Genomic DNA, 21091 nt, shown 5'->3' with positions numbered 1-21091 from the left:
CCGTCTGTCCGGTCTGCGGTCCGGCCGGTTGCTCGGCCGGTTGTTCGGTCTGCGCTGGGTTCTCTTGTCGTTCGTTGTCGCTCATGTCTCCTGCCCCCGTCGCTCGTGTGAGGCGCCCGCGGACACGGGCTCCTCCGGGGAGCCCGTGGTGGTGACGGACGCCCCGGCTTCCTCGTCTTCCATGATCTCTCCAGTCGCCGTGTTCACGGCGGGTGCGGCCGGAGCCGCCTGGGCGAGGGCCACGGCGACTGCCTCGGCGGTCTTGCGGCCTATGCCAGGGACCTCGCAGATCTGGTCGATGGACGCGGATCGCAGCTTTTTCACCGAGCCGAAGTGCTTGATCAGCGCCTGCTTGCGGGTCTCGCCGAGGCCCGGCACCTCGTCCAGCGGGCTCGCCTTGAAACGCTTGGCGCGCTTGGTGCGCTGGTAGGTGATGGCGAAGCGGTGGGCCTCGTCACGGACCCGCTGGAGCAGGTACAGCCCCTCACTGGTGCGGGGCAGCACCACCGGGTCGTCCTCGTGCGGCAGCCAGACCTCCTCCAGACGCTTGGCGAGGCCGCAGACGGCGATGTCGTCGATGCCCAGTTCGTCGAGGGCCCTCTTGGCCGCCGCGACCTGCGGCTGGCCTCCGTCGACGACGACGAGCTGCGGAGGGTAGGCGAAGCGCTTGGGGCGGCCGTCCTCCTCGGTGAAGGCGTTCCCCGCGAAGGTGTTCCCCGTGGTGTCACTCTCCAGAGTGGCGGTCGCCGGAGTGGCGTTCCCCAGGGTGGCGTTTTCGGTGGAGGCCCCGTCGGTGGAGACGTCCTCGCCGTCCGTCCACTCGCCCGTCCGCTCCTTCTCGGCGAGATAGCGCCTGAAACGGCGGGTGATCACCTCGTGCATGGAGCGGACGTCGTCCTGGCCCTCGAAGCCCTTGATCTGGAAGCGCCGGTACTCGCTCTTGCGCTGCAGCCCGTCCTCGAAGACGACCATGGAGGCGACCACGTCGTCACCCTGGAGGTGCGAGATGTCGTAGCACTCGATCCGGAGCGGGGCACTGTCCAGGTCGAGGGCTACGGCGATCTCCTCCAGCGCGCGCGAGCGGGTGGTCAGGTCGGAGGCGCGCTTGGTCTTGTGCAGGCCGAGCGCCTGGAGCGCGTTGCGTTGCACGGTCTCCATGAGCGCCTTCTTGTCGCCGCGCTGCGGAATGCGCAGGGACACGTTCGACCCGCGGCGCTCGGTCAGCCACTCCTGGACGGGCTCCACGGGGTCGGGCAGTGCCGGGACGAGCACCTCCTTGGGGACGGAGTCGCCCCTCTCCTCCCCGTAGAGCTGCTGCAGCGCGTGTTCGACCAGGTCACCAGTGGTGACGGCCTCCACCTTGTCGGTGACCCAGCCGCGCTGGCCGCGCACCCGGCCGCCACGCACGTGGAAGATCTGCACGGCGGCTTCCAGCTCGTCCTCGGCGACGGCCATCAGGTCGGCGTCGGTCGCGTCGGCGAGCACGACCGCGTTCTTCTCCATGGCCTTCTTCAGGGCCTCGATGTCGTCGCGCAGACGGGCCGCCCGCTCGTACTCCATCTCCTCGGCCGCGTCCGTCATCTGCTTCTCGAGGCGGCGGATGTACGTCCCCGTACGGCCGGCCATGAAGTCGCAGAACTCCTCGGCCAGGTCAAGGTGTTCCTCGGCGGAGACCCGCCCGACACAGGGGGCGGAGCACTTGCCGATGTAGCCCAGGAGGCAGGGGCGGCCGGTGCGGGCGGCGTTCTTGAAGACGCCCGCCGAGCAGGTGCGGACCGGGAAGACGCGCAGCAGCAGGTCGACGGTGTCGCGGATCGCCCACGCGTGCCCGTACGGACCGAAATAGCGCACGCCCTTGCGCTTGTGGCCGCGCATCACCTGCACCCGCGGGAACTCCTCGTTCATCGTCACCGCGAGGTAGGGGTAGCTCTTGTCGTCGCGGTACTTGACGTTGAACCGGGGGTCGAACTCCTTGATCCAGGAGTACTCCAGCTGCAGTGCCTCGACCTCCGTGGACACCACTGTCCACTCCACGGACGCGGCCGTGGTGACCATGGTGCGGGTGCGGGGGTGGAGGCCCGCCAGGTCCTGGAAGTAGCTGGCCAGGCGCTGGCGCAGGCTTTTCGCCTTTCCGACGTAGATCACCCGGCGGTGCTCGTCGCGGAATTTGTACACCCCGGGAGAGTCCGGGATCTGTCCCGGCTTGGGGCGGTAGCTGGAGGGGTCGGCCATGTCACACACCCTACTGGCGAGGGCTGACACCGCGACGACCTCCCGGCCCGCCCGTGGACTCAGCTGCCGGGACCGCGATCGCAGATCGGCCAGAGGGCGGTACGGCAGGTTGAGTAGGTTGCGTATCAGGTGTTGTCGGGGCTTGGTCAACACGCTTCAATGCGTGGGAACTCGGGGTCGTGGACGGCGACAGGCGCGTGTGAACAAGCCCCGCGCGCCGGCCGGGCGCCCCCGACGACCTGCATCCAACGGTCTGACCAGCCGTTGTGAACATTCACAGAAAGGCCCCTGCATGCGGTACGGCACACAGCACGCGGACGTCGCCATCGCGGAACTGGAGACGGCCCTGGCGGGCGGCCCCTTCCATGTCGCGCTGCGCGCCGCGATCGCCGCTCGCGGCCTGCCTCTCCAGCGCGTGCAGCACCACCTGTCGCGGTACGGGGTCAAAGTCGGGGTCACGAGCCTGAGTTACTGGCAGCAGGGCGCCCGGCGCCCGCAGCGCCCCGAGTCGCTGCGCGCCGTACGCGCTCTGGAGGAGATCCTCCAGCTCCCGGACGAATCGCTGATCCGGCTGCTGGCCAAGGCCGACGAGCGCTGCGCCCCCCAGCGCCCCACCGGCCGCTCGTACCGCTCCCTGGTGGAGGCCTCCGGCGTCCTGGAGCGGCTCCTGGCCGAGCTGGAGTCCCCGCTCGACGGCGGGCTGCACACCCTCGGCCATCACGAACTCGTCCGGATAGGCACGCACCGCGAGCTGCTCGCGCGTGAGTCCCACCACATCGTGCGGGCCTACAAGGACGGTGTGGACCGCTATGTGGCCGTCCATCACGGCGACCCGGGCTGCGCCCCGGAGCGCACGGCGGTCCGAGCCCTGGAAAACTGCCGTACGGGACGGGTGCGCTGGCACCACGACACCGGAGTGCTGGTCGCCGAGCTGCTCTTCGACACGCGGCTGCGCGCAGGAGATACGTTCCTGTTCCGCTACGGCTTCGAGGACGGCACGGCCGGTGCGTCCAGCGAGTACGTACGCGGGTTCGGCTTCGCGGGCGGGCAGTACGCCCTCCAGGTGCGGTTCGCCGAGGAGGTGCTGCCCGTGCGCTGCCACCGGTTCACCCAGCACTCGGCGGCGGCGCCACGCAGCGGCCGCCAGGAGCTCCCCCTCAGCGGGCGTCATCGCTCGGTGCATCTCGTCGAGCCGCGGGTGCGGTCGGGCATCGTGGGCATCGGCTGGGACTGGGAGTGAACCCCGCCGGCCGGGAACACGGCGTCACCGCGCATCCGGTCAGGGACCCGCGACGATCCTGCCGCCCTTGGCCTCCACGGACAGCTCCTTCAGCGCCACGGTGGCCGGGGCCTGCAGCACCTTGCCCGTCGCCGCGTCGAATTCGCTGCCGTGGCACGGGCAGATGAGCGTCGTGCCCTGAAGCTTGTTGATGGCGCACCCGGCGTGCGTGCAGATCGTGCTGAACGCCTTCAGGGAGCCGTTCTCGGCGCGGCTGACCACGACGTTCTCTTCCCGGTACAGCTTGGCGCCGCCCTTGGCGATCTCGCTCTCCGCGCCCAGGTCGACCGGCGCGGTCGGCGTCGCCGGCGTCCCGCCACCGCTGCCGCCGGAGCAGGCACTGAGGGCGATCCCGGCGACCGGGGCGAGCGCCGCTCCTCGCAGGACGGTACGGCGGGCAGGCATGGCGTCTCCACGGGTCGGGGCCGGATGTGTCGACGATACCGGTACGGATCATTCCGCCTGGAGGGGGTCCGCACAGGTCTGAGCGACAGGACGTAAACGTTTGCGCAAGCGTTTACGTCCACCGGCAAATGCGATACGTTCCCGCCGGAGCAGGCCGAGAGTTCGGGGAGGGCTCCAGAGGGTCGCGGGGAGAGGCGAGGCAGGGCGATGGCAACGATGGTCGACGTGGCGGCGCACGCGGGAGTGTCCGTGGCGACCGTCTCCCATGTGCTCAACGACACGCGCCCTGTGCTGCCCCACACCCGCCAGGCCGTCCTGGACGCCATCGACGCGCTCGGCTACACGCCCAACACCCTGGCCCGTTCCCTGGTCACCGCACGCACCCGGTCCATCGGCCTCGCGGTGTCGGCGATCAGCAACCCGTACTTCACGGAGATCCTCCAGGGCGTCGAGGCGGGCGCCCTGGAGCACGGATACGGGCTGCTCCTCGCCGATCCCCACGACGACCCCCAGCACGAGCGGAAGGTCGTCCAGCTGCTGCACGAGCGACGCGTCGACGGTCTGATCGTCGCGCCCTCCGCCGATCCGGACGCACTCCTGCGCTACCTGGGGCAGCACAACGTGCCGACCGTCTTCCTGGACCGCCTGGTCGAGGCCCCGGCCGGTCACCCCTTCCGCTTCGACCAGGTCTGCGCCGAGAACGCCGAGCCGATGGCACAGCTGGTCGGGCATCTCGCCGAACGGGGTCACCGGCGCATCGGACTCGTCGCGGGCCTGCCCGGGCTCAGCACCACCAACGAGCGGATCTCCGGCTACCGCCACGGCCTCGCGGGCGCCGGGCTCCCCTACGACGAACGGCTCGTGGCACACGGCGACTCCGAGGCGACGGCCGCCGAACGTGCCACCGACGCGCTGCTGTCCCTGGCGGCGCCCCCGACCGCGCTGGTCACCGGAAACAACGCGATGACCATCGGCGCCCTGCGCGCCCTGCGCGAACACGATCTGTCCGTGCCGGACGACCTGGCGCTGTGCTGCTTCGACGACTTCGCGTGGGCGGATCTGTTCGCACCCCGGCTGACCGCGATCTCCCAGCCCAGCAAGGAGATCGGCGCGCAGGCCGTCCGGCTGCTCCTGGAACGGCTCGCCTCGCCGGACCACCCGGCCCGCACCGTGCGACTCCCCTGCGCCTTCGTCCACCGCACCTCGTGCGGCTGCGCCGAGCCCCCCAGGACGTCGGGGGCCACCCACACCGACCTGAGTCAGAAGAGTCCCGCGAAAGGATCCCTGTCGTGATCGTCGTCGCCGGTGAGGCCCTGATCGACCTGGTACCGCAGGGCGCGGGCGCGCTCGTCAGCCTGCGGCCCGCACGCGGCGGCGGCCCCTACAACACGGCGGTGGCGCTGGGCCGCCTCGGCTCCCCCACCGCCTTCTGCTCCCGGGTCTCGTACGACGCCTTCGGTGAGGCGCTCCTCGGCGGGCTGCACGAGGCGGGCGTCGATGTCTCCTCCGTGCAGCGCGGGACGGAGCCGACGACCCTCGCGGTCGCCTCCATCGACGCGGACGGCTCGGCGGCGTACTCCTTCTACGTCGAGGGCACGGCCGACCGCCTGTTCGCCGCACCGGACCGGCTCCCGGACGCCACCCGGGCGGTGTCGTTCGGGACCTGCTCGCTGGTCCTGGAGCCGGGCGCGAGCGCCTACGAGGAGCTGATGCGGGCGGCCGCCGCGCGCGGTGTGTTCACCACGCTCGACCCGAACATTCGGGCCGTGCTCATTCCCGACGCGGACGCCTATCGGGCCCGCTTCAAGAGCTGGCTGCCGTCGGTGTCGCTCCTCAAACTCTCCGAGGAGGACGCGCTGTGGCTGGGCGGCACCCCGCGCGAGTGGCTGGCGTCCGGTCCCGCGGCCGTCGTGATCACCCAGGGCGGCGACGGCCTGACGGTGTTCACCCAGGACGGCTCGGTCCACTCCGTGCCCGGTGAGCCGGTCGAGGTCGTGGACACCATCGGCGCCGGAGACACGGTGAACGCGGCCCTGCTGCACGGCCTGGCCACGCGGGACGCGCTGTCCCCGGCGGCGCTGGCCGAGCTGGGCCCCGACGGTTGGAGCGAGCTGCTGCGGTTCGCGGCCCGCGCGGCGGCGATCACCTGCTCACGAGCGGGCGCGGAGCCGCCGTTCGCCGCGGAACTCGCCGCCCCCTGAGGCAGCTGGATCCTCTGCGACCGATGTGGTCCAAGGGCGGCTGACCGCGCAACGGGCGGTGCCCCATGGGGAGTTCCCATGGGGCACCGTGTTTTTCGTGACGTGTCCGGCCTGGCCCGGCCGGATCAGGCCTTGCGTGCCCGCGTGGTCTTCTTCGCGGGGGTCGCCTTCTTCGTGGCCGTCGTCCCGGTGGCCGCGGCGGCCTTCTTCGTGGCCGTGTTGTTCACGGCCTTCGTGGTCGTCTTCCTGGCCGTCGACTTGGCCGCGACCGCCTTCTTGGCCGCCGCCTTGCGGGGGGCCGGTACGGAGGCGGCGTCGCTGATCCGGTCCGCGCCCAGGACGTCGCGCAGGAACTTGCCGGTGTGGCTGGCCGGAACCCCGGCGACCTGCTCGGGCGTGCCTTCGGCGACCACGAGACCACCGCCGTTGCCGCCCTCCGGGCCCATGTCGACGACCCAGTCGGCGGTCTTGATGACGTCGAGGTTGTGCTCGATGACGATGACCGTGTTGCCCTTGTCGACCAGCCCGGAGAGCACCGTGATCAGCTTGCTGATGTCCTCGAAGTGCAGACCCGTGGTCGGCTCGTCCAGCACGTACACCGTGCGGCCCGTGGAACGCTTCTGCAGCTCGCTGGCGAGCTTGACGCGCTGGGCCTCACCGCCGGACAGCGTCGGCGCGGACTGACCGAGCCGGACGTAGCCGAGACCGACGTCGTTGAGCGTGCGCAGGTGGCGGGCGATCGCGGGGACGGCCTCGAAGAAGCCGAGGGCCTCCTCGATCGGCATGTCGAGGACCTCGGAGATGGACTTGCCCTTGTAGTGGACCTCCAGGGTCTCCCGGTTGTAGCGCGCCCCGTGGCAGACCTCGCAGGGGACGTACACGTCCGGCAGGAAGTTCATCTCGATCTTGATGGTGCCGTCGCCCGAGCAGTTCTCGCAGCGGCCGCCCTTGACGTTGAAGGAGAAGCGGCCGGGCATGTAGCCCCGCACCTTCGCCTCGGTCGTCTCGGCGAACAGCTTGCGGACGTGGTCGAAGACTCCGGTGTACGTCGCCGGGTTCGACCGCGGGGTGCGTCCGATGGGCGACTGGTCGACGTGCACGACCTTGTCGACGAGGTCGTCGCCGTCCACGCGCGTGTGCCGCCCGGGAACGCTCCGGGCGCCGTTGAGCTCGCGCGCCAGGTGCGTGTACAGGATGTCGTTGACCAGCGTCGACTTGCCGGAACCCGAGACACCCGTGACCGCCGTGAGCACGCCCAGCGGGAAGGACACGTCGATGTCCTGGAGGTTGTTCTCACGGGCGCCGTGCACGGTGAGTCTGCGGCCCGGGTCGGCGGGGCGGCGGATGTCCGGAAGCGCGATCTCCCTCTTGCCCGACAGGTACTGGCCGGTCATCGACTCGGGGTTGGCGAGCAGCTCCTTCAAGGGACCGCTGTGCACGACCTTGCCGCCGTGCTCACCCGCGCCGGGGCCGATGTCGACGACCCAGTCGGCGACCTTGATGGTGTCCTCGTCGTGCTCGACGACGATGAGCGTGTTGCCCATGTCGCGCAGCCGGACCAGGGTCTCGATCAGCCGGTGGTTGTCGCGCTGGTGCAGACCGATGGACGGCTCGTCGAGGACGTACAGGACGCCGACGAGGCCGGAGCCGATCTGGGTGGCCAGGCGGATGCGCTGGGCCTCGCCGCCGGAGAGCGTGCCGGCCGCGCGGTTGAGCGACAGGTAGTCGAGGCCGACGTCGACCAGGAAGCGCAGCCGTTCGTTGACCTCCTTCAGGACGCGCTCGGCGATCTTCTTGTCGCGCGCGTCGAGCTTCAGCTTGCCCAGGAAGTCCGCGCAGTCGCTGATCGACATCGCGGAGACCTCCGCGATCGACTTCTCCATGACGGTGACGGCGAGGATGAGCGGCTTGAGGCGGGTGCCCTCACAGGTGGGGCAGGGCACCTCGCGCATATAGCCCTCGAAGCGCTCGCGGCTGGCGTCGCTCTCGGACTCGCTGTGCCGCCGCTTGATGAAGGGGACGGCCCCTTCGAAGGGCGTGGTGTAGACACGCTCGCGCCCGTAGCGGTTGCGGTAGCGCACCTCGATCTGCGTCTTGTGGCCGTAGAGCAGGGCCTTCTTGGCGCGCTGCGGGAGACCGGCGAAGGGGATGTCGGTCCGGAATCCCAACGCGTCGGCGAGGGCTCCGACGAGCCGCCCGAAGTAGTCCTTGGTGTGCCCGTGCGACCAGGGGTGGATGGCGCCCTCGTCGAGGGACTTGTCCTCGTCCGGGACGATCAGCTCGGGGTCGACCTCCATGCGCGTACCGATACCGGTGCACTCGGGGCAGGCGCCGAAGGGCGAGTTGAAGGAGAAGGAGCGGGGCTCCAGCTCCTCGAACGACAGGTCGTCGTACGGGCAGTACAGGTGCTCCGAGTACATGCGCTCGCGCTCGGGGTCGTCCTCGGGGAGGTCGACGAAGTCGAGCACGACCATGCCGCCGGAGAGCCCGAGGGCGGTCTCCACGGAGTCGGTGAGGCGGCGCTTGGCGGAGTCCTTCACCGTGAGGCGGTCGACGACCACCTCGATGGTGTGCTTCTCCTGCTTCTTCAGCGTGGGCGGCTCGGTGAGCTGGATCGTCTGACCGTCGACCCTGGCCCGGCTGTACCCCTTGGTCTGGAGATCGGCGAAGAGGTCGACGAACTCGCCCTTGCGCTCGCGCACCAGCGGGGACAGCACCTGGAAGCGGCTCCCCTCGGGCAGCTCCAGAACCCTGTCGACGATGGCCTGCGGCGACTGGCGCGTGATGGGGCGGCCGCACTCGGGACAGTGCGGCTTGCCGATGCGCGCGAAGAGCAGGCGCAGGTAGTCGTAGACCTCGGTGATGGTGCCGACCGTCGAGCGCGGGTTGCGCGAGGTCGACTTCTGGTCGATGGAGACCGCCGGGGAGAGGCCTTCGATGAAGTCGACGTCCGGCTTGTCCATCTGGCCGAGGAACTGCCGGGCGTACGAGGACAGTGACTCCACGTAACGCCGCTGCCCCTCGGCGAAGATCGTGTCGAAGGCCAGCGAGGACTTGCCCGACCCCGACAGGCCCGTGAAGACGATGAGCGAGTCGCGCGGGAGGTCGAGCGAGACATTCTTCAGATTGTGCTCGCGCGCTCCACGGACGATGAGACGGTCGGCCACGCCGGTCCGCACCTTTCTTGAGAGAAGTGACAGGGGCCGAGGCCCCCGTCTTTCCCAGACTAGGGGGAGCCACTGACAGCGCCGGTTGCTTTCCCTGGTTCACAACAATCCCGGGCCATCCAGCATGCCCGACGCCGCACCCGAGGGTATAGCACGTGCATTCGATTTGCGGGCGTGCCCGACCACCTTCACCCGAACGTGTGGCGGGGCTAGGGTCGGCCGCATGATGGATCATGCGCGCGACCTGGCGTCTGTACGCGACGCGACCGAACGACTGCTCAACGCAGCCGCCGAACTGGACAACGCTTCCATGGCCGAGTCGTCACGGCTGCCCGGCTGGAGCCGCGGCCATGTGCTCGCCCACCTCGCCCGTAACGCGGACGCACTCGTGAACGTCCTCGACGGGCGCCCCATGTACGTCTCCGGGGAGGCCCGGGACGCCGACATCGAGCGGGACGCGCCGCGCCCCCTGGACGTACAGCTCGCGGACCTGCGGGAGAGCGCGGCCCGGTTCCAGGACGTGGGGGCCGTGCCCGCGGACTGGTCGCGCACGGTGGAGCTGCGGGGCGGGGTCACGGACTCCGCGGCCCGGGTGCCGTTCCGGCGCTGGGGCGAGGTCGAGCTGCATCACGTGGATCTGGGGATCGGGTACGAGCTCGAAGATCTCCCGGAGGAGTTCGTGGAACGGGAGATCGAGTTCCTCGCCGATCGCTTCACGGGGCACCCCGAGGTGCCGTCCACACGGATCACCGACGGCGCGCGCGTGTGGAGCACGGGACGCGACGCCGAGGGCGGACCCGAGGTTAAGGTGACCGGTCCCGCTCCGGCGCTGCTCGGCTGGCTCTGCGGACGGCGTGACGGTTCGGGGCTGAGCGCCGATGGCGGGCCCCTCCCCGCGCTCCCCCCGCTATAGGCTGCCGTCATGACGTACAGCGGAGCGGTGAAGGTCGGCGGACCAGCCGATGTGCACGAGCTGCAGAACCTGATGATCTCCAAGGTCGCGGTCGGCCCGATGGACAACAACGCCTATCTGCTGCGCTGCCGGGCCACCGACGAGCAGCTGCTGATCGACGCGGCCAACGATGCCGGCACCCTGCTCACGCTGATCGGTGACGACGGCATCGCGTCCGTCGTCACCACACATCAGCACGGCGACCACTGGCAGGCGCTCGCGGAGGTCGTGGTGGCCACCGGCGCCCGCACCTATGCGGGCCGGGACGACGCCGAGGGCATCCCCGTGCCGACCGACGTCCTCGTGGGCGACGGCGACACGATCCGGGTGGGGCGCGTGGAACTCACCGCGCGCCACCTCGTGGGGCACACGCCGGGCTCGATCGCCCTCGTCTACGACGACCCGCACGGGCATCCGCACGTGTTCACCGGGGACTGTCTCTTCCCCGGCGGTGTGGGCAACACCCGCAAGGACCCGAAGGCGTTCGCCAGCCTCATCCGCGACGTCGAGACGAAGATCTTCGACGCACTGCCGGACGAGACCTGGGTCTACCCGGGGCACGGCAACGACACGACGCTGGGCGCCGAACGGCCGCACCTTCCGGAGTGGCACGCGCGCGGCTGGTGACTCCGGCCAGGTGACGAACCCCGGCCGGCAGGGCGTGAAGTCCGCGAACACGCGCCCCGTGTGAATGGAGCGCACGCGCCGGCGCCCTGCGCGCGCTCCCGGCGCGTGCAGTGGTGCAGTCCACTGGAAGCAGCCCCGCTCAGGTCGACGGCTCCTGACGCGAAACGGGCCGCCGGCCTGTCGATCCCCGCCCTCGGCCGGCGGCCCCGGCAGAGCCGTCCGCAGGCCGATCCGCGGCTCTTCTCATCGAGCGTTCACAGGACCGCAACACACGTTCCCACCATGCGGACATTTACCGCTGTGACCTCGACAAACGGCATGCCGCGCTGTCACTCTCCCGCCATGCATCTCGCCCAACGCACCCTGCGCCGCGTCGCGTCCGCCGCCACCGTCGCCCTGCTCGCCGTCGCCGTGGGCTGTGCCCCGCAGCCGGAGGACAAAGCCTCCGCCAACGCCTCCGGGACAACCGGGGAAGCCTGCGCGAAGGGCGCGTTGGGCACCCGGACGTCCGGCAAGCTGACCATCGCGACCGACGAGCCCGCGTACGAGCCGTGGTTCAAGGACGACAAGCCCGCGAACGGCAAGGGCTTCGAGTCCGCGATCGCGTACGCCGTGGCCAAGCAGCTCGGCTACGACAAGAGCGCCGTCGTCTGGCAGACCGTCCCCTTCAACAAGGCCTTCGCGCCCGGCGTGAAGACCTTCGACTTCGACATCAACCAGGTGTCGATCAGCGCCGAGCGCAAGAAGGCGGTGGACTTCTCGTCCGGCTACTACGACGTCCGCCAGGCCGTCATCGCGCTCAAGGGCTCCAAGGCCGCGAAGGCGAAGAGCATCGCGGACCTCAAGGGCGTCAAGCTGGGCGCCCAGGTCGGCACCACCAGCCTGAACTACATCGACGACGTGGTGAAGCCGACCCAGCAGCCGGCCGCGTACGCGAAGAACGATCAGGCCAAGTCCGCGCTGAAGAACGGCCAGGTCGACGCCATCGTGGTCGACCTGCCGACCGCCTTCTACATCACGGCGGCCGAGGTGACCGACGCCAAGATCGTCGGGCAGTTCGAGAACACCGGCGGCACGCCCGAACAGTTCGGACTCGTCCTCGACAAGGGCAGCGCCCTGACCTCGTGCGTGACGAAGGCCGTGGACGCCCTGCGTCAGGACGGCACGCTCGCCTCGATCGAGAAGCAGTGGCTGTCCGAGGCCGTCGACGCTCCGGTGCTCAAGTGACCGTCACCAAGGAGGAGTCGGGAGAGGACTCCGGCGAGAGCTCCGGCGAGGGCGACATGCCCGAGGCGTACGTCCCGTCGCAACGGCGGATCGAGCGGGAGCGCCACAAGCGCGCCCGCGCCCGCCGCGCGACGGCGATCGCCGCGCTCTCCACCCTGGTCACCGGCGTCGTGCTGTACCTCGTCGTCGTCAACGCGCCCGGCTGGTCGCGCACCAAGGAGACGTTCTTCAACGGGCAGTACGCGCGCGAGGCGTTCCCCAAGGTCCTCGAAGGGCTGTGGCTGAACGTACGGCTGCTCCTGATATGCGGCGTCGCGGTCCTCGTCCTGGGCATGCTGATCGCCATCGCCCGCACCCTGCGCGGCCCGGTGTTCTTCCCCGTACGGGCGCTGGCCGCCGCGTACACGGACTTCTTCCGCGGCCTCCCGCTCATCATCAACCTGATGATCGTGGTCCTGGGCGTCCCCGCGCTGCGGCTGCAGGGCGTCACCGTGGACCCGGTCCTTCTGGGCGGTACGGCGCTGACGCTGACGTACTCGGCGTACGTCGCCGAGGTGTTCCGTGCCGGCATCGAGTCCATCCACCCCTCGCAGCGTGCCGCGGCCCGTTCGCTGGGGCTCACCAACCGGCAGGCCCTGCGCTACGTCGTCCTCCCCCAGGCGGTACGCCGCCAGGTGCCGCCGCTCCTCAACGACCTGGTGTCCCTCCAGAAGGACACCGGGCTCGTGTCGATCGGCGGCGCGGTCGACGCGGTGCGGGCCGCCGACATCATCGTGGGCCGCAGCCTCAACTACACGCCGTACATCGTCGCGGGACTGGTCTTCGTAGCGCTGACCATCCCGATGACCCGCTTCACGGACTGGATCACGGCCCGGATGGACCGTCAGCGGGCCCAGGGAGGGACCATATGACCGGCACACCGGTGCTGCGGATGGAATCCGTCCGCAAGACCTTCGGCGACTCCGTCGTACTGCGGGACGTCGACCTGGAGGTCGCCCCGCACACGGTGACCGCGCTGATCGGCGCCTCCGGCTCCGGCAAGTCGACCCTGCTGCGCTGTGCGAACCTCCTCGAGGAGATCGACGACGGCGCGATCTGGCTGGACGACGAGGAGATCACCGACCCGAGGGCCGACCACGATGCCGTACGCCGTCGGATCGGCGTGGTCTTCCAGGCGTACAACCTCTTCCCGCACATGACCGTGCTGGAGAACATCACGCTCGCCCCGCGCCGCGTGCACGGCGTGGGCCGCGCGGAGGCCGAGGCACACGCGCGTGAGCTGCTCGACCGGCTCGGCCTGGGCGCGAAGGCGGGCGAGTATCCCGACCGGCTGAGCGGCGGGCAGCAGCAACGGGCCGCGATCGTCCGCGCGTTGGCCGTACGTCCCCGACTGCTGCTCCTCGACGAGATCACCGCCGCCCTCGACCCGGAGCTCGTGGGTGAGGTCCTGTCCGTCGTCCGGGACCTGAAGGACGAAGGCATGACCATGGTGCTGGCCACGCACGAGATGGGCTTCGCCCGCGAGGTCGCCGACCAGGTGTGCTTCCTGGACGGCGGTGTGGTACTCGAACGCGGCACGGCCGAGGAGCTCTTCGGAAGCCCGCGACAGGAGCGCACCCAGCGGTTCCTGCGCCGGATCGTGGAGGCGGGGCGGCTCTGAGTCAGGCCTGCGCCTGCCCCGTCCCCGCCAGCGCCGCCACCCGCTCCACCGCGAACGCGTACCCCTGCACCCCGCACCCCGCGATGACCCCGTCGGCCCGCTGCGAGACGTACGAGTGGTGCCGGAACGCCTCGCGCTGGTGGATGTTGGAGATGTGGACCTCCACCACCGGAAGGCCGTCGCAGGCGTTGAGCGCGTCCAGGATCGCGACGGAGGTGTGCGAGTACGCGGCCGGGTTGATCACGATCCCGGCGTGGTTCAGGCGCGCCTCGTGGATCCAGTCCACCAGCTCGCCCTCGTGGTTGGACTGGCGGAAGTCCACCGTGCCGCCGTGCGCGGCAGCCGCCTTGGCACACAGGGCCTCCACGTCCGCGAGCGTGTCCGAGCCGTAGATCTCCGGCTGACGCTGCCCGAGAAGGTTCAGATTGGGCCCGTTGAGGATCATGATCGGGGCGTTGGCGAGGGTGCGGGGCACGGTTCCTCCGGTCCTTCCAGATCTGCCGGCCCGTTGAGGACCGCTGCTCGGACCCGGTCTATCACGCTACGGCGCGGCGGTGACGGGCCGTCCATTCCGTGATGAGACCCGCTCCGAGCGGTACGAGGCCGGTCTGCTCCGGCGCATCGTGGTCGGCCTCCGACGCGCACCATGCTTCCGCACGCCCCCGTAACCGTTGATCACCGTGGGTAGTTGACGCGGCATGCACGACGTACGCATCGTAAGGGCGCCCTCCATGCTCCGGCTCGCGGCCGCCTCGCTCGCCGGAACGGCCATCGAGTTCTACGACTTCTTCGTCTACGGGACCGCGGCCGCCCTGGTCCTGGGGCCGTTGTTCTTCCCGACCTTCTCACCGCTGGCGGGAACGCTGGCGGCCTTCGCGACGTTCGGCGTCGGCTTCGTCGCCCGTCCGCTCGGCTCGGTGCTGTTCGGACACATCGGGGACCGGCGCGGACGACGGCCGGTGCTCGTCGCCTCGCTGTTGCTGACCGGCGCCGCGACCGTCGCGGTCGGATGCGTGCCGACGTACGACTCGATCGGTACGGCCGCCCCCGTGCTCCTTCTTGTACTGCGTTTCCTGCAGGGGCTCGGGCTCGGCGGGGAGTGGGGCGGGGCGGTGCTGCTGACCGCTGAGCACGCGCCCGCCGAGCGGCGCGCCCTGTGGTCGAGCTTCCCGCAGATCGGCCCCTCCCTGGGGTTCGTGCTGGCCAACGGCGTGATGCTGACGCTGTCGGCGACGCTGTCCGACGCGCAGTTCGCGGCATGGGGGTGGCGGGTGCCGTTCTGGGCGGCGGGCCTGCTCGCTGCCGCGGGGCTGTGGCTGCGCAGTTCGCTCGCGGAGAGCCCCAGCTTCCTCGAAATGGAGGACCACGCGCGTGTGCCGCTCGCCGAGGTGGTGCGCGACCACTGGCGGCTCGTCCTGCTGACCGCCGGTGGACTCGCGGTCGGCTACGCCGTGTTCTACGCGGTGACGACCTGGGCGCTCACCTACGGCGTCGAGCGGCTCGGGGTGAGCCGTACCGTCATGCTGTCCTGCATCATGGCGGCCGTGGTGGTGAAGGGCTCCCTGACACCCGTGATGGCCCTTCTCGGCGACCGCTATGGACGGCGGCCGCTGTGTCTGGCGGGATGTACGGCCTCGGCACTGTGGATGTTCCCGATGATCGCGCTGCTGTCGACCGGCGAACCCCTGTTGATGTTCCTGGGCTTCCTGGTGGCGCTGCTCGCGTTCATCATGATGTTCGCCGTGATCGCCGCGTATCTGCCGGAGTTGTACGAGCCTCGGGTGCGCTGCACGGGGGCGGCGGTGGGCTACAACCTGGGCGGGGTCCTGGGCGGCGCGCTCACGCCCATCGTGGCGACGGCGCTGGCCGCGGGAGAGCGGGTGCCCTGGGGTGTGGCGGCGTATCTGACGGGGATCGCCCTGTTCAGCCTCGGGTGTTTCGCACTGCTGCCGGAGACCCGGCCGGTGCCCCGGATGGCCGTCGCACCGGCGACGGAGTGAGCGTCGGCTCACCGGCTGAGTGTCGGCTCCACCGTGCGGGCGGTCAGGGAGTGACCGCCAGCTCCAAGTACGCCGCGAACACCACCAGATGCACGCCGCCCTGGAGGGGGGTCGCGCGTCCGGGGACGACCGTCAGGGAACTCACGACCACCGTGAGCGCGAGCAGCACCATATGGGTGGAACCGAGGCCGAGTACGAGCGGTCCGGAGAGCCAGACGGACGCCAGGGCGACCGCGGGAATCGTCAGGCCGATGCTGGCCATCGCGGAGCCGAGGGCGAGGTTCAGGCTCGTCTGCACCCGGTCGCGGCGGGCCGACCGGACCGCGGCGATGGTCTCCGGCAGCAGCACGAGCAGCGCGATGATCACACCGACCACGGACTGCGGCATACCGGCCGCCTCGACGCCGGACTCGATGGTGGGCGACACGCCCTTGGCGAGGCCGACCACTCCGACGAGGGCCAGGGCGAGCAGGCCCAGGCTGATCCCGGCGGCACGGGCGGACGGGGCGTTCGCGTGTTCGTCCACGTCGATCACCTCGCCCAGACGGGTGATCGGGAGGAAGTAGTCGCGGTGCCGCACGGTCTGGGTCGTCACGAACAGGCCGTACAGGACGAGTGAGGCGAGCGCGGCGAAGGTGAGCTGGACCGTGGAGAACTCCGGGCCCGGCTTGCTGGTGGTGAAGGTCGGGAAGACGAGGCTGAGCGTGGCCAGCGTCGCGACGGTCGCCAGGGCGGCGCCGGTGCCCTCCGCGTTGAAGACGGCGAGCCCGTGGCGCAGGGAGGCGACGAGCAGGCACAGTCCCACGATGCCGTTGCACGTGATCATCACGGCCGCGAACACCGTGTCACGGGCGAGCGTCGAGCTCTTTGCGCCGCCGTCCGCCATCAAGGTGACGATGAGCGCCACTTCGATGATCGTGACCGCGACGGCCAGAACGAGGGAACCGAAGGGTTCGCCGACCCGGTGCGCGACCACCTCGGCGTGGTGGACCGCGGCCAGCACCGCCCCGGCCAGGACCAGGGTCACCAGTGCGACGATCGCGCCGGGCAGTTCGCGCCCCCAGGTGAGGACCAGCAGGACCACCGCGACCACGGGCACGACGGCCGTCCACTGCGTCAGGAGCGACCGGAGCCGAACGATCATGCAGCGATCGTCGCAGGCGCGGGCGGGCCCCGCATTCCGATGGTCGCCCGAGCGAACACATGGCGGGGTGCGCGGCCCTGCGCCGCGCACCCCGCCACGGGGCGGCTGTTGCCGCCGCCGACGTGATCAGACGTCGATGCTGCTCGTCGGGGACTTCTCAGACGTCGGAGTCTCCGAAGCGCCTTCGGACGCTTCCAGCGCCGCCTGCTTCTTGGAGGCGATCAGGCTGGTGATCGTCGTGACGACCAGGACCGCGCAGATCACCCCGAGCGAGACCGGGATGGAGATCTCGGGGACGTGGACGCCGGACTCGTGCAGTGCGTGCAGCACCAGCTTGACGCCGATGAAGCCGAGGATGACGGACAGGCCGTAGCTGAGGTGGACCAGCTTCCTGAGCAAGCCGCCGATGAGGAAGTACAGCTGGCGCAGGCCCATCAGCGCGAACGCGTTGGCCGTGAAGACGATGTACGGGTCCTGGGTCAGGCCGAAGATCGCGGGGATCGAGTCGAGCGCGAAGACCACGTCCGTGGTGCCGATCGCAAGCATCACGACCAGCATCGGCGTCATGACGCGCTTGCCGTTCTGCTGGATCCACAGCTTGGTGCCGTGATAGCGGTCGGCTACGCCGAAGCGCTTCTCGGCGGCCTTGAGCAGCTTGTTCTCCTCGAACTCCTCCTCCGGCTCGTCGGCCCGCGCCTCCTGGATCAGCTTCCAGGCCGTGTAGATGAGGAACGCGCCGAATATGTAGAAGACCCAGGCGAAGTTGGAGATGATCGCGGCGCCCGCGGCGATGAAGATCGTGCGCAGGACGAGCGCTATGAGGACGCCGACGAGAAGTACCCGCTGCTGGTACTGCGTCGGCACGGCGAACTTCGCCATGATCAGGACGAAGACGAAGAGGTTGTCGACGCTCAGCGACTTCTCGGTGATGAAGCCGGCGAAGAACTCTCCGGCGGGCTGGCCGCCGGAGAAGAGGAGCAGTCCCAGGCCGAACAGTCCGGCCAGAGCGATCCAGACGATCGTCCAGATTCCGGCTTCCTTGATCGATACGTCGTGCGGCTTGCGACCGATGAAGAAGTCGACCGCGATGAGGGCGGCGAGGCCCACGATCGTGAGGACCCAAAGGGTCACGGAAACATCCACTGCGCCTCCGGCAGTCGTAACGGCAAATACCAGCGTCGTCGCTGCCGGAGGTCTCTTCCACCCGCGACCGAGGGGACGCGTGACGCGTCCGCGGTCCACGGGCCGGCGCCCCGGGATCCGGTCGGATCCGTATTGACGGGAACGCCGCTACTGGTAGGGAGTACTCCCCTCCGTACGGAAAACAGTACCCGAAACGCCAAGGAAAGGTAAAGCAATTAGTAAAAGAAAGACCAAACGCCCTGGTCAGGGCGCTTTACTGATGCTTGGTAAAGCCTTCTGAGGGTCAGCGGTTCCATGAGCGGCGGGCCGCCGCCACCTGTGAGAGCACCTGCTGGAGCACCTGACTGCCCGGCGGGACGAGCGCGGGTTCGTACGTCCAGGCGTGTCCCACCCACGGGTCGGCGAGATGGTCGTCGGGCACCGGGGTGAGTCGCAACAGCGAACGCCAGAGAGGATCGAGCAGCGGCCCGTAGGCGGCGGCGTCCTCCCGGTCCGCGACCATCATCAGATGGACGCCGACGGCCGGTCCCTCGTCCGCGAGATAGCGCAACTGCGTCACGGCGCGGTCGTCGAAACCGTGCGGGAAGTCGTTGACGATCAGCAGCTGTTCGGCGGTGTCGAGGTCCGGCGGCAGCGAGTCGGCCACGCCGCCGCGCACCGCCATCTGCACCAGGTCGACACGCTGGGTGAGCCGGGCCAGCACCTCGCCCACCCCCGCGGCACCGGCGGCGGGCGGAGCGTCGAGGACTCCGGAACGCACCAGCGGCGCGAGAGACGAGGCTCCCGAACCGGCCGGGTCGATCACATGCACCGTGAACTCACCCGCGGGATAGACGGCGAGCAGCCGGGCGGCGTGCGCCACCGCCGTGTCCATGGCGAGTCGGCTCAGCTCGTCGGAGTCGGCGAGCGGGTCGTCGAGGCCGGCCCGTCCGCTGTCGATCCACAGGCCACGTTCGAGCGGAAGCCGGACCAGCATCGGGATGCTCAGGTTCTCGCTCTCGGGCAACCGGAGGTCGCCGAGGCGCAGGGCCATGGGGATCTCCATGGGCACCCGGTAGCCGTGCCAGACCGGGTTGTCCCAGGACGCGTACGCAGCGGGCAGCGCGGGCTCGACCACCTCGGCCTCGGCCGCGAGCTGGGCGAGGTCCCGGTCGAGCGCGGCGCGGGCCTGGTCGACCAGGCCCGCGCGCTTGGCCTGGGCCGCCTCACGCGCGGCGTCGCCCTGCCCGCCGATCCGGCTGCGCGGGTCGGACAGGACCTTGTCGAGCTCCTGCTCCATGCGCGAGTCGGCGAAGTCGACGGCGCTGCGATACGCGGCCGTGGTGCGCGCCAGGTCCTCGAACATGCCCCACACCTGGTTGTAGAGCCGCTCCTCCATGGACCAGCCGGTCGCGTCACCGGCGACGGGCTGCGCGGGCTGCCCCGGCGCGGCCGGTGGTGCGGTCGGCGGAGGAGGGGGCGGCGCGGCGGTCTGCCTGCCGGGGTGGCTGTAGTCGACCGGGCCGCCCGTGGGAGCGGACGGCTGGGTGACGGCGGAGGCGTCGGGCTGCGCGGGGCCTCCCGGGTAGCCCGACTGCGGCACCGTGGCTCCTTGCGGACCCGGCGCGTCGTACGGGGACTGCGGCGGTACGGTCCCGGAGGCGCCCTGCGGTCCGGCGTACGGCTGATCCGGTCCCGGGGCCGAGGCGGCCGCCTGCCGTGAGCGGTCCGTGTCCGCCGTACGCGGCGGGGGTGCCGACACCGAGCGGGCCAGCCCCTGGGCCACCGCTTCGTTGATGCTGCTCGCGAGCTGCCGGGCCTCGGACAGGCCCTGGTCGGTGAGGAGTTCGGCGAGGCCGCCCGCGTAGCCCTGGCCGACCGCGCGTACCTTCCAGGCGCCCTGTCTGCGGTAGAGCTCCAGGGCGACGACGGCCGACTCCGTGTCCAGGCCGGTGATGGTGTAGCTGGCGACCTCGGAGCCATCGAGGCCGGTGACGGCGAGGAAGGGGGCGGCGACTGCCCCGAACCGGACAGGGCCACCGACACCGGTCGGCAGTGCGAGCAGCACGCTGACGCGGTGCACGGTCCCCGGCAGGGCGTCCAGGTCGAACGCGAGGCGGTGGTCGGCCGCCGCCTGCTTGGAGACCTCGAGTCCGGGCAGGGTCGGCGCGCCCGGGTGAGCCACCCATTCGACGCCCCGGACCCTGCCCTGCTCGTCGCTGAGCGTGGCCCCGGCCACGATCGGCCGGCCGGCCGATACGCGGACCTCAAGACGGGCCTGGGAGAGCGGGTGGTTCTGCCCCCGGACCAGCTCGGCCGTCATCGCCTTGTCCCCCCGTGTCGCTTCGTGTGCCGGGCGCCGCGCCGCCTACAGGTGCGGCAGGATCGCGGGCATCAGGTCCTGGAAGGTACGGCCGTTGGCCGGTGTACCCAGGGCCGTCATCTGCCAGCCAGGGCCCGCGCGGTGCACCTTCGCCATGATCTGCGCCGTGTACTGGCCGCCGCCCGCGAGCGTGTAGCGGGCGAGCTCCTGGCCGTTGCTCTCGTCGACCAGCCGGCAGAACGCGTTCTGCACTTCCTGGAACGTCTGGCCCGTGAAGGAGTTCACGGTGAAGATGATCTGGTCGATGTGGACCGGGACGCGCTGGAGGTCGACGAGGATCGCCTCGTCGTCGCCGCCCTGGCCCACGCCACCGACGAGGTTGTCACCGGTGTGCCGCACGGATCCGTCGTCGCTGACGAGGTGACGGAAGAACACCACGTCGACGGGCTGCTTGTCCGCGAACAGCACGGCGGACGCGTCGAGGTCGATCTCCCGGGTGCGCGAGCCGAACAGGCCGCGCCGGGGAGCCGCCTGCCAGCCGAGCCCCATGCGCACCGCGGTCAGGGTGCCCCCGTCGTTCTTCTGCAGACTGATGGCCTGACCCTTGGTCATGTTGACCGTCACGCGCTGTTCCCCTCTCGAGCTGTCCCCTGTTGCCGCGGAGTCCGCGGATGTCCAGAACCCTACGCAGCGCCGACGACCGTGCCGAACCCTGGGGCGCGCTTTGTGTCGGTGTTGCAACACAGCGCGCA

At 70.2% G+C, this 21091-nt stretch carries 17 protein-coding genes; 9 read left to right on the top strand and 8 right to left on the bottom strand.

The window, feature by feature from the left end; translation table 11 throughout:
* Positions 1–81: 81 nt before the first annotated feature.
* On the bottom strand, positions 82–2232 hold the full coding sequence (gene uvrC / locus SMIR_RS29425; RefSeq protein WP_212727582.1) for an excinuclease ABC subunit UvrC: 2151 nt from the start codon (positions 2230–2232) through the stop codon (positions 82–84).
* A gap of 292 nt (positions 2233–2524) precedes the next feature.
* Here uvrC and SMIR_RS29420 point away from each other — a divergent pair, with 292 nt between their 5' ends.
* Positions 2525–3472, top strand: a complete 948-nt coding sequence (locus SMIR_RS29420) for a hypothetical protein (protein WP_101405790.1) — start codon at positions 2525–2527, stop codon at positions 3470–3472.
* Positions 3473–3511: 39 nt separating this feature from the next.
* Here the strand turns inward: SMIR_RS29420 and SMIR_RS29415 are convergent, their stop codons facing one another.
* A complete protein-coding gene (locus SMIR_RS29415; protein ID WP_168490470.1) occupies positions 3512–3916 on the bottom strand; it encodes a Rieske (2Fe-2S) protein in 405 nt (134 codons plus the stop codon).
* A 207-nt stretch (positions 3917–4123) separates the two neighbouring features.
* Between SMIR_RS29415 and SMIR_RS29410 the strand changes: the two genes are divergently transcribed.
* Both SMIR_RS29410 and SMIR_RS29405 read left to right on the top strand, forming a co-directional pair.
* Entirely contained in the window at positions 4124–5209 is a 1086-nt protein-coding gene (locus tag SMIR_RS29410) for a LacI family DNA-binding transcriptional regulator (protein WP_168490471.1), read from the top strand.
* Positions 5206–6117 carry a carbohydrate kinase family protein gene (locus tag SMIR_RS29405; protein WP_168490472.1) on the top strand — a complete coding sequence of 304 codons (912 nt, stop codon included), beginning with the start codon at positions 5206–5208 and terminating at the stop codon, positions 6115–6117. The genes SMIR_RS29410 and SMIR_RS29405 overlap by 4 nt, the downstream gene beginning before the upstream one ends.
* 125 nt (positions 6118–6242) lie before the next feature.
* Here SMIR_RS29405 and uvrA read toward each other — a convergent pair whose 3' ends face one another.
* Positions 6243–9284, bottom strand: a complete 3042-nt coding sequence (gene uvrA, locus SMIR_RS29400) for an excinuclease ABC subunit UvrA (RefSeq protein WP_212727581.1) — start codon at positions 9282–9284, stop codon at positions 6243–6245.
* Between the two features lie 223 nt (positions 9285–9507).
* Between uvrA and SMIR_RS29395 the strand changes: the two genes are divergently transcribed.
* From SMIR_RS29395 to SMIR_RS29375, 5 genes are all read left to right on the top strand, one after another.
* Entirely contained in the window at positions 9508–10197 is a 690-nt protein-coding gene (locus tag SMIR_RS29395) for a maleylpyruvate isomerase family mycothiol-dependent enzyme (RefSeq protein ID WP_212727580.1), read from the top strand.
* A 9-nt stretch (positions 10198–10206) separates the two neighbouring features.
* Positions 10207–10863 (top strand): MBL fold metallo-hydrolase, encoded by a 657-nt coding sequence (locus tag SMIR_RS29390; protein WP_168490475.1) that lies wholly within the window; start codon positions 10207–10209, stop codon positions 10861–10863.
* Between the two features lie 342 nt (positions 10864–11205).
* On the top strand, positions 11206–12090 hold the full coding sequence (locus SMIR_RS29385; protein WP_168490476.1) for an ABC transporter substrate-binding protein: 885 nt from the start codon (positions 11206–11208) through the stop codon (positions 12088–12090).
* Positions 12087–13001 (top strand): amino acid ABC transporter permease, encoded by a 915-nt coding sequence (locus tag SMIR_RS29380; protein ID WP_168490477.1) that lies wholly within the window; start codon positions 12087–12089, stop codon positions 12999–13001. The genes SMIR_RS29385 and SMIR_RS29380 overlap by 4 nt, the downstream gene beginning before the upstream one ends.
* Entirely contained in the window at positions 12998–13750 is a 753-nt protein-coding gene (locus tag SMIR_RS29375; RefSeq protein WP_067364105.1) for an amino acid ABC transporter ATP-binding protein, read from the top strand. The genes SMIR_RS29380 and SMIR_RS29375 overlap by 4 nt, the downstream gene beginning before the upstream one ends.
* 1 nt (position 13751) lies before the next feature.
* Here the strand turns inward: SMIR_RS29375 and aroQ are convergent, their stop codons facing one another.
* Positions 13752–14225, bottom strand: coding sequence for a type II 3-dehydroquinate dehydratase (gene aroQ / locus SMIR_RS29370; RefSeq protein ID WP_168490478.1), 474 nt, complete (start codon positions 14223–14225; stop codon positions 13752–13754).
* 223 nt (positions 14226–14448) lie between these two features.
* On the opposite strand from aroQ, the gene SMIR_RS29365 reads away from it, so the two are divergent.
* Positions 14449–15750 (top strand): MFS transporter, encoded by a 1302-nt coding sequence (locus SMIR_RS29365; RefSeq protein WP_211118679.1) that lies wholly within the window; start codon positions 14449–14451, stop codon positions 15748–15750.
* A gap of 43 nt (positions 15751–15793) precedes the next feature.
* Here the strand turns inward: SMIR_RS29365 and SMIR_RS29360 are convergent, their stop codons facing one another.
* The 4 genes from SMIR_RS29360 to SMIR_RS29345 all read right to left on the bottom strand — a co-directional run bounded on the left by SMIR_RS29360 (position 15794) and on the right by SMIR_RS29345 (position 20963).
* A complete protein-coding gene (locus SMIR_RS29360) occupies positions 15794–16894 on the bottom strand; it encodes a calcium:cation antiporter (RefSeq protein ID WP_168490480.1) in 1101 nt (366 codons plus the stop codon).
* Positions 16895–17020: 126 nt separating this feature from the next.
* On the bottom strand, positions 17021–18037 hold the full coding sequence (locus tag SMIR_RS29355; protein ID WP_212727579.1) for a TerC family protein: 1017 nt from the start codon (positions 18035–18037) through the stop codon (positions 17021–17023).
* Positions 18038–18320: 283 nt separating this feature from the next.
* Positions 18321–20339 carry a TerD family protein gene (locus tag SMIR_RS29350; RefSeq protein WP_168490482.1) on the bottom strand — a complete coding sequence of 673 codons (2019 nt, stop codon included), beginning with the start codon at positions 20337–20339 and terminating at the stop codon, positions 18321–18323.
* A 45-nt stretch (positions 20340–20384) separates the two neighbouring features.
* Positions 20385–20963, bottom strand: a complete 579-nt coding sequence (locus SMIR_RS29345; RefSeq protein ID WP_101405777.1) for a TerD family protein — start codon at positions 20961–20963, stop codon at positions 20385–20387.
* Positions 20964–21091 lie beyond the last annotated feature (128 nt).

Origin of the sequence: Streptomyces mirabilis, assembly GCF_018310535.1 — a bacterium.
Lineage (GTDB): Bacteria > Actinomycetota > Actinomycetes > Streptomycetales > Streptomycetaceae > Streptomyces.
This window is presented reverse-complemented; position numbering and strand designations above follow the sequence as displayed.

What these genes read in the sequence shown, in the direction of transcription:
- uvrC (WP_212727582.1), bottom strand. Translation starts at nt 2,232, where the DNA reads ATGGCCGACCCCTCCAGCTACCGCCCCAAGCCGGGACAGATCCCGGAC.
- SMIR_RS29420 (WP_101405790.1), top strand. Translation starts at nt 2,525, where the DNA reads ATGCGGTACGGCACACAGCACGCGGACGTCGCCATCGCGGAACTGGAG.
- SMIR_RS29415 (WP_168490470.1), bottom strand. Translation starts at nt 3,916, where the DNA reads ATGCCTGCCCGCCGTACCGTCCTGCGAGGAGCGGCGCTCGCCCCGGTC.
- SMIR_RS29410 (WP_168490471.1), top strand. Translation starts at nt 4,124, where the DNA reads ATGGCAACGATGGTCGACGTGGCGGCGCACGCGGGAGTGTCCGTGGCG.
- SMIR_RS29395 (WP_212727580.1), top strand. Translation starts at nt 9,508, where the DNA reads ATGATGGATCATGCGCGCGACCTGGCGTCTGTACGCGACGCGACCGAA.
- SMIR_RS29390 (WP_168490475.1), top strand. Translation starts at nt 10,207, where the DNA reads ATGACGTACAGCGGAGCGGTGAAGGTCGGCGGACCAGCCGATGTGCAC.
- SMIR_RS29385 (WP_168490476.1), top strand. Translation starts at nt 11,206, where the DNA reads ATGCATCTCGCCCAACGCACCCTGCGCCGCGTCGCGTCCGCCGCCACC.
- SMIR_RS29375 (WP_067364105.1), top strand. Translation starts at nt 12,998, where the DNA reads ATGACCGGCACACCGGTGCTGCGGATGGAATCCGTCCGCAAGACCTTC.
- SMIR_RS29365 (WP_211118679.1), top strand. Translation starts at nt 14,449, where the DNA reads ATGCACGACGTACGCATCGTAAGGGCGCCCTCCATGCTCCGGCTCGCG.
- SMIR_RS29360 (WP_168490480.1), bottom strand. Translation starts at nt 16,894, where the DNA reads ATGATCGTTCGGCTCCGGTCGCTCCTGACGCAGTGGACGGCCGTCGTG.
- SMIR_RS29350 (WP_168490482.1), bottom strand. Translation starts at nt 20,339, where the DNA reads ATGACGGCCGAGCTGGTCCGGGGGCAGAACCACCCGCTCTCCCAGGCC.